An 8,884-nucleotide genomic window follows, 5' to 3' on the forward strand; every position below is an offset into this window, starting at 1 on the left:
CGGTGCGTCGTGACATACGCCGGGAGCGGCCTGGCGGCCGTCGCCCGGGCCGCGCACACGGGAGCCGCCGAGGCGCTGGAGGAGACCCCCGGCCGGCTGCCGGTGCTCGGCCGTGCCGGAGTCGTGGACGCGGGCGGACAGGGCCTGGTGACCGTGCTGGGGGCGCTGCTGGAGACGGTGACCGGACAGGCGCCCGTACGCGCACCCCGGCAGACACCGGAACCGCTCCCCGCGCCCCAGGGCCCCACCACCCTCACCGGTGAGTGCGGTGACCCCGCGGACCGGGAGGCTGCCGGCGACGGGCCCGCCTTCGAGGTCATCTACCTGCTGGAGGCCGAGGACGCCGAGGTGGACCGGCTCCGCCGACGGCTCGACGCCCTCGGCGACTCCCTCGTCGTGGTCGGCGGCGACGGGCTGTGGAACGTCCACGTGCACGTGGACGACGCCGGCGCAGCCGTCGAGGCGGGCGTGGAGGCGGGACGCCCGCACCGCATCCGGATCACCCACTTCGGCGCGGCGCGCACGAGCCCGCACCCCGAACCCGCCCCGCGCTCCGTCGTCCTGGTCGTCCCCGGCGAGGAACTCCGCGGACTCTGCGAGGAGGCCGGCGCCGTCACCGTGCTCGGGCGCCCCGGGAAGCCGCCCGCCAGCGGCGAACTCGTCGAGGCCATCCGCCGCGCCCACGCCCGCGAGGTCGTGCTGCTCCCCAACGACGCGAACCTGCGCCACGTCGCGGCCGTCGCCGCCGAGCAGGTCAGGGGGGACGGCATCCGGGTCGCCGTCGTCCCGACCCGCGCCGTCGTCCAGGGCATCGCCGCCCTCGCCGTGCACGAGTCCGGCCGCAGTTTCGACGAGGACGTCGTCGCCATGACCGCGGCCGCCGGAGCCACCCGCTACGCCGAACTCGCCGTCGCCGAAAGGCAGTCGTGGACCACGGCAGGCATCTGCCAGGCCGGCGACATCCTCGGCCTGATCGACGGGGACGTGGCCGTCATCGGCGCGGACGTCCCCGGCACCGCCCGTACCGTCCTCGACCGGATGCTCGCGGCCGGCGGGGAACTGGTCACCCTCGTCCTCGGCGAACACGTACCCGACGCCCTCGGCGACACACTGGAGTCGTACGTACGCGAGGGGCACTTGGCCGTCGACACCACGGTCTACCGGGGCGGGCACCCGGGAACCCCGCTGCTGATCGGCGTCGAATAGCCGGACGCCGGGAGGCTCCGCGCCCGCGAGGAGCCCCGCCGGACACGCCCCGGGCACTCCGGGCCGCCGGCTGTCGGTGGCGTGGTGTGCAATGGAACCCGTGTCCGCGCTCGATGAACCCCTCAAGAAGCTGCTCGGCGGAGCCACCGCGAAGGTGATGGCCGAACACCTCGGCCTGCACACCGTCGGCGACCTCCTGCACCACTACCCGCGACGGTACGAGGAGCGGGGCCGGCTCACCCCGCTCTCCGACCTCCCGCTGGACGAACACGTCACCGTGGTCGCCCAGGTCGCCGACGCCCGGGTGCTGAACTTCAACAACGGGCGCGGCAAACGCCTGGAGGTCACCCTCACCGACGGCAGCGGCCGGCTCCAGCTCGTCTTCTTCGGCCACGGAGTGCACAAGCCGCACCAGGAACTCCTCCCCGGCCGCAGAGCGATGTTCGCGGGCAAGGTCGGCGTCTTCAACCGCAAGACGCAGCTCGCCCACCCCACCTACCAGCTGCTCGACACCGAGGCCGGAACGGAGGACGGGGAAGCGGGCGTGCGCGAGGCCGTGGACGCCTTCGCCGGACGGCTGCTGCCCCTCTACCCCGCCTGCAAGCAGCTCGACTCCTGGCGCATCGCCAAGGCCGTGGACGCCGTGCTGCCCAGCGCCCAGGAAGCCGTCGACCCGCTGCCCGCCGGGCTGCGGGAAGGCCGCGGATTCGTCTCCCTGCCCGAAGCCCTGGTGAAGGTGCACCGGCCGCAGACCAAGGCGGACATCGAGGAGGCCAGGGAGCGGCTGAAGTGGGACGAGGCGTTCGTCCTCCAGGTCGCGCTGGCCCGCCGCCGGTACGCCGACACACAGCTTCCCGCCGTCGCCCGCCGCCCGGCCCCCGACGGGCTGCTCGACGCCTTCGACGCCCGGCTGCCGTTCACCCTCACCGAGGGCCAGCGGAAGGTGTCCGGCGAGATCTTCGGCGATCTCGCCACCGAACACCCCATGCACCGGCTGCTCCAGGGCGAGGTCGGCTCCGGCAAGACCATGGTCGCCCTGCGCGCGATGCTCGCCGTCGTGGACAGCGGCGGCCAGGCAGCGATGCTCGCCCCCACCGAGGTGCTCGCCCAGCAGCACCACCGCTCCATCACCGAGATGATGGGCGACCTCGCCGAGGGCGGGATGCTCGGCGGCTCCGCCCTCGGCACGAAGGTCGTGCTGCTCACCGGTTCCATGGGGACGGCGGCCCGCCGCCGGGCGCTGCTGGACCTGACCACCGGCGAGGCCGGACTGGTCATCGGCACCCACGCGCTGATCGAGGACAAGGTCTCCTTCCACGATCTCGGGCTGGTCGTGGTCGACGAGCAGCACCGCTTCGGAGTGGAACAGCGCGACGCCCTGCGCTCCAAGGGCAAGCAGCCGCCGCACCTGCTGGTGATGACCGCCACACCCATCCCGCGCACGGTCGCGATGACGGTCTTCGGTGACCTGGAGACGTCCGTCCTGGACCAGCTCCCCGCCGGGCGCTCGCCGATCGCCACCCACGTGGTGCCCGCCACCGACAAGCCGCACTTCCTCGCCCGCGCCTGGGAGCGGGTCCGCGAGGAGGTCGAGGGCGGTCACCAGGCCTACGTCGTCTGCCCCCGGATCGGCGACGACCCCGAGGAGGCGGCCGGGGCCAAGGGCACGAAGAGCGGGAAGCCCGCGGCGAAGTCCGCGACGACGCCGTCGGCGGGCGCCGAGGAGCCGGACGCCACGAGTTCCTCGGACGGAGACAAGCGCCCGCCGCTCGCCGTGCTCGACATCGCGGCCCGGCTGGCCGCGGGACCGCTCGCCGGGCTCCGCGTCGAGGTGCTGCACGGCCGGATGAACCCGGACGACAAGGACGACGTGATGCGGCGGTTCGCCGCCGGCCAGGCCGACGTGCTGGTGGCCACCACCGTGATCGAGGTCGGGGTGAACGTCCCCAACGCCACCGCGATGGTGATCATGGACGCGGACCGGTTCGGCGTCTCCCAGTTGCACCAGCTGCGCGGCCGGGTCGGCCGGGGCTCGGCCCCCGGGCTCTGCCTGCTGGTCAGCGAGGCCCACGAGGCGAGCCCGGCCCGGGCCCGGCTCGGCGCGGTCGCCGCCACCCTGGACGGCTTCGAGCTCTCCCGGATCGACCTCGAACAGCGCCGCGAGGGGGACGTGCTCGGGCAGGCCCAGTCCGGGGTCCGCTCCTCGCTGCGGATGCTCACCGTCATCGAGGACGAGGAGGTCATCACCGCCGCGCGGGCGGAGGCCACCCGGATCGTCGCCGCCGACCCGGAGCTGACCGGCCACCCGGAGCTGCGGACCGCCCTGGACGCCCTGCTGGACAAGGACCGTGAGGAGTTCCTCGACAAGGGGTGACCGGGAGGGCCCCGGGTCCGCCCGGGCCCGGGCCGCCCGCACGCCATATCGTGGGACCAGGGCGTTTCGTCCGGGGCCCCGGGCCCGGCCCGATCCGGACGGACGACCCCAGAGGCACGCGACCCCCGCGTGCCGTCCCGCGACCCGAGGACCGACTCCCATGACCCGCGTGATCGCCGGCTCGGCCGGCGGACGCCGCCTGGCCGTACCGCCCGGCAACGGCACCCGCCCCACCTCCGACCGTGCGCGGGAGGGCCTCTTCTCGACCTGGGAGGCGCTGCTCGGCACGCTCGACGGTATCCGGATCGCCGACCTGTACGCGGGGTCCGGCGCCGTCGGCCTGGAGGCGCTCTCCCGGGGCGCCGTCCACGCGCTGCTCGTGGAGGCCGACCCGAAAGCCGTCCGCACCGTCCGCGAGAACGTCCGCGCCGTCGGTCTGCCCGGCGCCGAGGTCCGCACCGGCAAGGCCGAACAGACCGCGTCCGGACCGGCGCCCGCCGTCCCGTACGACGTGGTCTTCCTGGACCCGCCCTACGTCGTCACCGACGACGATCTCCGGGAGATCCTGCTCACACTCCGCTCGCGGGACTGGCTTGGCGAGGGCGCACTCGTCACCGTGGAACGAGCCACCAGAGGCGGGGAATTCGGCTGGCCGGAGGGTTTCGAGCCGTTGAGGTCCCGTCGTTACGGCGAAGCGACCCTTTGGTACGGTCGCGCCGCCTCCACGTGCGAAGACGCACGATGACCGGACCCGGGAGCGAGGGAATCACAGTGCGCCGCGCCGTCTGTCCGGGGTCGTTCGACCCCATCACCAACGGACATCTCGACATCATTGGCCGAGCCTCGAAGCTGTACGACGTCGTACACGTCGCGGTGATGATCAACCAGTCCAAAAAGGGGCTGTTCACCGTCGACGAGCGGATCGAGCTGATCCGCGAAGTCACCTCCGACTTCGGCAACGTCGAAGTCGAGTCCTTCCACGGGCTGCTGGTCGACTTCTGCAAGCAGCGGGAGATCCCGGCCATCGTGAAGGGGCTCCGGGCGGTCAGCGACTTCGACTACGAACTGCAGATGGCCCAGATGAACAACGGCCTCTCCGGTGTCGAGACGCTCTTCGTCCCCACCAACCCCACCTACAGTTTCCTGTCCTCCTCCCTGGTCAAGGAGGTCGCGACCTGGGGCGGAGACGTCTCCCACCTGCTGCCGCCGACCGTCCACGCGGCGCTCCAGGAGCGGCTGGAACGCAACTGACCGTCCTTGCGACCGTCACCCGGTGTCGGACGGGAGCCGACTGGCCTTACAGTCGTCCCGTCCGTCTCCAACAGCGGTAGAGAGTGGCGAGCACACGGTGGACGTGCAGAAGAAGCTCGACGAGATCGTCGAGGCGGTCGGGAACGCCCGGTCCATGCCCATGTCGGCCTCGTGCGTGATCAACCGCGCCGATCTGCTCGGGATGCTCGAAGAGCTCCGCGAAGCACTGCCCGGCTCGCTGGCCCACGCCGAGGAGGTCATCGGCGGCAGCGAGCAGCTCGTCGACCGGGCCCGCCAGGAAGCGGAGCGGATCATCGAGTCCGCCCACGCCGAGCGCGGCTCGCTCATCTCCGGCACCGAGGTCGTCGTACGGTCCCAGGACGAGGCCGACCGCATCCTGGCCGAGGCCCGCCGCGAGGCCGCCGAGGTCAAGGCGGAGGCCGACGAGTACGTCGACAGCAAGCTCGCCAACTTCGAGGTCGTCCTCACCAAGACCATCGGCTCCGTCGACCGGGGCCGGGAGAAGCTGCTCGGCCGTAGCCACGGCCTCGACGAGCAGGGCTACGAGGACCCCGACTTCGCCGAGGCCCCCGAGCGCAGCGCCGACCCGGAGACGCTCCAGCGCCGGGCCGACGAGTACGTCGACACCAAGCTCGGCGCCTTCGAGGCCGTGCTCGGCAAGACCCTGGAGGCGGTGGGCCGCGGCCGGCAGAAGCTGCACGGCCGGGTGGCCACCGACGACCTCGGCGTGCACATGGCCGCCCAGGACGCCGCCGGCGGCCAGGGCCACACCAGCGACGCCGACTACCTGGCCGGCCTCGCCGAGCTGGCCGACCCGGAACTGCCGCAGGCCTCCCCGAACTACCCGGCGCGGCCCCAGTCCCCGTACGCCGAGCCCGTCCCGGGCTACGACTACCAGCAGCCGGCCCAGCAGGACCCGTACGGCTACGAGCAGCCGCAGCAGGACGGCTACGAGCGGCAGGACGCCTACGAGCAGCCGCAGCAGGACGTGTACGCCTACCAGCAGCAGGCGTACGACCCGAACGCCTACCAGCCCCAGGGCGGCCACACCGGGCACGTCGCGCAGACCGGACAGCCCGAATACGGGTGGGCCGACCAGCAGTCCCAGCAGCCGCAGCCCGCGCTCGACGAGACCAGCCTCTTCGACACCAGCATGATCGACCTGGAGCAGCTGCGCCGGTACGAACAGGGCCACTGACCAGGCGCCGCACGGCCCCCACCGGTCCGAGCGGTCCGGATTGGGTGCTGAGCGGTACGTCAAGTATCCTGGCTCCTCGGTCGCGCGTATCTCCGCGATCCCGGCTGCCCGCTTCGACTCCGGAACGGGTCGGCCCCTCCCGACGCAGTGCGATGCACATAATCCCGAAAGCAGGAAAAGCCCTGAACGGCCACCTCGACCACCGCAATCCTCTCGTGTTCGATACGCACGAGCTGGGTCGGCGTCCCGGTGCCCTGAAGCGGCTGACCCGCTCGGTGGAGGCACCGAGGGACCTGGGTATCGACGGGGTCATCGGTGTGCCGGAAGGCGCGCCGCTGACGCTGGACCTCCGCCTCGAATCGGTCATGGAAGGGGTGCTCGTCACAGGCACCGCCCGTGCATCCGCCGAGGGGGAGTGCGTAAGGTGTCTGGAGCCGCTGACCTTCGAGGTCGAAGCGGACTTCCAGGAACTGTTCTCGTACCCTGACGCCGACGACCGGGGTCGCAGCAAGACTGCGGACCCGGCCGACGACGCCGAGGACGACGAGGACGAGTTTTTCCTTGAGGACGGCTTGTTCGACCTCGAATCAGTGCTGCGTGACGCGGTAGTGCTCGCACTGCCGATGCAGCCGGTGTGCACGGAGACCTGTGCCGGCCTGTGTTCCGAATGCGGAATCAGGCTGGACGAGAATCCTGGCCACCACCATGACGCCGCCGACCCCCGGTGGGCGGCATTGCAGGGACTCGCCGAGACCGTTCAGGACGGCGAGAAGGACAACATGGGCGGCGCCGAACCTGGCGTCGACGAGAAGCAGGAGAAGTAGCCGTGGCTGTTCCGAAGCGGAAGATGTCGCGCAGCAACACGCGCCACCGCCGGTCGCAGTGGAAGGCTGCGGTCCCCACCCTGGTTTCGTGTGAGCGTTGCCAGGAGCCGAAGCTCCAGCACATTGCGTGCCCGAGCTGCGGCACGTACAACAAGCGCCAGGTCCTCGAAGTCTGAGTGGCTGGTGAGAGGCACGATGTCTGAGTTGTCCCACGCCAAGAAGCAGGCAGACAACGTCAACACAGCCTCGTCCCACACGCTTCTGGAAGGGCGGCTCGGGTATCACCTTGAGTCCGCCCTTCTGGTGCGTGCGCTGACCCACCGCTCGTTCGCATACGAGAACGGCGGTCTGCCCACCAACGAGCGGCTCGAATTCCTCGGGGATTCGGTGCTCGGCCTGGTGGTCACGGACACGCTGTACCGCACCCACCCCGACCTGCCCGAAGGCCAGCTGGCCAAGTTGCGGGCCGCGGTGGTCAACTCGCGTGCACTCGCGGAAGTGGGCCGCGGCCTCGAACTCGGTTCCTTCATCCGGCTCGGCCGCGGTGAAGAGGGCACGGGTGGCCGGGACAAGGCTTCCATCCTCGCCGACACCCTTGAAGCGGTGATCGGCGCGGTCTATCTCGATCAGGGCCTCGACGCGGCCTCGGAGCTGGTTCACCGGCTCTTCGACCCGCTCATCGACAGGTCCTCGAACCTCGGCGCCGGCCTGGACTGGAAGACCAGTCTCCAGGAGCTCACCGCGAGCGAGGGTCTCGGAGTCCCCGAGTACCTCGTCACGGAGACCGGCCCGGATCACGAGAAGATCTTCACTGCTGCCGCTCGCGTCGGTGGTGTCTCGTACGGCACCGGCACCGGTCGTAGCAAGAAGGAAGCGGAGCAGCAGGCGGCCGAGTCCGCCTGGCGCGAGATCAGCGCCGCCGCCGAAGCGAGGGCGACCGCGGAGAAGTCCGCGGCCGACGCAGGGGCCGCCGACACCCCTGCCGAACCCGTGCCGAACACGGATGTTTCTCCGGCCTGACCCCGTTCGTGACCCCCCGGTGCCCTGCGCGCCGGGGGGTCGCGGCATTTTCCGTACCCCTGGTGCCCCTGGAGGACCGTCACCGTGCCCGAGCTGCCCGAGGTCGAAGTCGTACGCAGGGGTCTGGAGCGCTGGGTCACCGGCCGGACCGTCTCCGAGGTGGAGGTCCTGCACCCGCGCTCGGTGCGACGCCACCTCGCCGGCGGGGTCGACTTCGCCGCCCGGCTGACCGGCACGCGCCTGGGAACGGCGATGCGGCGCGGCAAGTACCTGTGGGTTCCGCTGGCGGACGAGCCCGTCTCCCTCCTCGGCCACCTCGGCATGAGCGGTCAGCTGCTGGTGCGGCCTCTCGACGCTCCGGACGAGAAGCACCTGCGGATCAGGATGCGCTTCGCCGACACGCTCGGTACCGATCTGCGCTTCGTCGACCAGCGCACCTTCGGCGGGCTCTCCCTGCACGCCACCACTCCCGACGGGCTCCCCGACGTCATTGCGCACATCGCCCGCGACCCCCTCGACCCCGCCTTCGACGACGCGGCCTTCCACACCGCGCTGCGGCTGCGCCGGACGACGGTCAAGCGGGCCCTCCTCGACCAGTCGCTGATCAGCGGTGTCGGCAACATCTACGCGGACGAGGCGCTCTGGCGCGCGAAGCTCCACTACGACCGGCCCACCGCGACCCTCACCCGCCCGAAGTCCGCCGAACTGCTCGGACACGTCCGGGACGTGATGAACGCGGCGCTCGCCCAGGGCGGCACCAGCTTCGACAGCCTGTACGTCAACGTGAACGGCGAGTCGGGCTACTTCGACCGTTCGCTCGACGCCTACGGCCGCGAAGGCGAGCCCTGCCACCGCTGCGGCACCCCGATGCGCCGCCGCCCCTGGATGAACCGCTCCAGCTACTTCTGCCCGAACTGCCAGCGGGCGCCGCGGGCGCGGTGACGCGCGGCCGGTCCCGGTCCGCCACGAACGAGGCCGCCCGGGACCTTT

General features: G+C 71.6%; 9 protein-coding genes. All 9 read left to right on the forward strand.

Annotated elements, in window-relative coordinates:
- A partial coding sequence (locus ACWD3D_RS28370; protein WP_451463631.1) for a DAK2 domain-containing protein occupies positions 1–1,206 on the forward strand: 1,206 nt, incomplete at its 5' end.
- Between the two features lie 91 nt (positions 1,207–1,297).
- Entirely contained in the window at positions 1,298–3,580 is a 2,283-nt protein-coding gene (gene recG, locus ACWD3D_RS28375; protein ID WP_451463632.1) for an ATP-dependent DNA helicase RecG, read from the forward strand.
- A 160-nt stretch (positions 3,581–3,740) separates the two neighbouring features.
- Complete coding sequence (rsmD, locus tag ACWD3D_RS28380) at positions 3,741–4,325, forward strand: 16S rRNA (guanine(966)-N(2))-methyltransferase RsmD (protein WP_451463633.1); 585 nt, start codon at positions 3,741–3,743, stop codon at positions 4,323–4,325.
- A gap of 26 nt (positions 4,326–4,351) precedes the next feature.
- Positions 4,352–4,831 (forward strand): pantetheine-phosphate adenylyltransferase, encoded by a 480-nt coding sequence (gene coaD, locus ACWD3D_RS28385; RefSeq protein ID WP_451463634.1) that lies wholly within the window; start codon positions 4,352–4,354, stop codon positions 4,829–4,831.
- A 97-nt stretch (positions 4,832–4,928) separates the two neighbouring features.
- On the forward strand, positions 4,929–6,050 hold the full coding sequence (locus tag ACWD3D_RS28390; RefSeq protein WP_451463635.1) for a cell division initiation protein: 1,122 nt from the start codon (positions 4,929–4,931) through the stop codon (positions 6,048–6,050).
- 215 nt (positions 6,051–6,265) lie between these two features.
- Entirely contained in the window at positions 6,266–6,874 is a 609-nt protein-coding gene (locus ACWD3D_RS28395; protein WP_451463636.1) for a YceD family protein, read from the forward strand.
- A gap of 2 nt (positions 6,875–6,876) precedes the next feature.
- Complete coding sequence (rpmF, locus tag ACWD3D_RS28400) at positions 6,877–7,050, forward strand: 50S ribosomal protein L32 (RefSeq protein ID WP_003965982.1); 174 nt, start codon at positions 6,877–6,879, stop codon at positions 7,048–7,050.
- A 19-nt stretch (positions 7,051–7,069) separates the two neighbouring features.
- A complete protein-coding gene (rnc, locus tag ACWD3D_RS28405; RefSeq protein ID WP_451463637.1) occupies positions 7,070–7,894 on the forward strand; it encodes a ribonuclease III in 825 nt (274 codons plus the stop codon).
- An 84-nt stretch (positions 7,895–7,978) separates the two neighbouring features.
- Positions 7,979–8,836 carry a bifunctional DNA-formamidopyrimidine glycosylase/DNA-(apurinic or apyrimidinic site) lyase gene (gene mutM / locus ACWD3D_RS28410; RefSeq protein ID WP_451463638.1) on the forward strand — a complete coding sequence of 286 codons (858 nt, stop codon included), beginning with the start codon at positions 7,979–7,981 and terminating at the stop codon, positions 8,834–8,836.
- Positions 8,837–8,884: the final 48 nt, after the last annotated feature.

Source organism: Streptomyces sp. NPDC002690 (assembly GCF_053592415.1).

What these genes read in the sequence shown, in the direction of transcription:
- recG (WP_451463632.1), top strand. Translation starts at nt 1,298, where the DNA reads ATGGAACCCGTGTCCGCGCTCGATGAACCCCTCAAGAAGCTGCTCGGC.
- rsmD (WP_451463633.1), top strand. Translation starts at nt 3,741, where the DNA reads ATGACCCGCGTGATCGCCGGCTCGGCCGGCGGACGCCGCCTGGCCGTA.
- rnc (WP_451463637.1), top strand. Translation starts at nt 7,070, where the DNA reads ATGTCTGAGTTGTCCCACGCCAAGAAGCAGGCAGACAACGTCAACACA.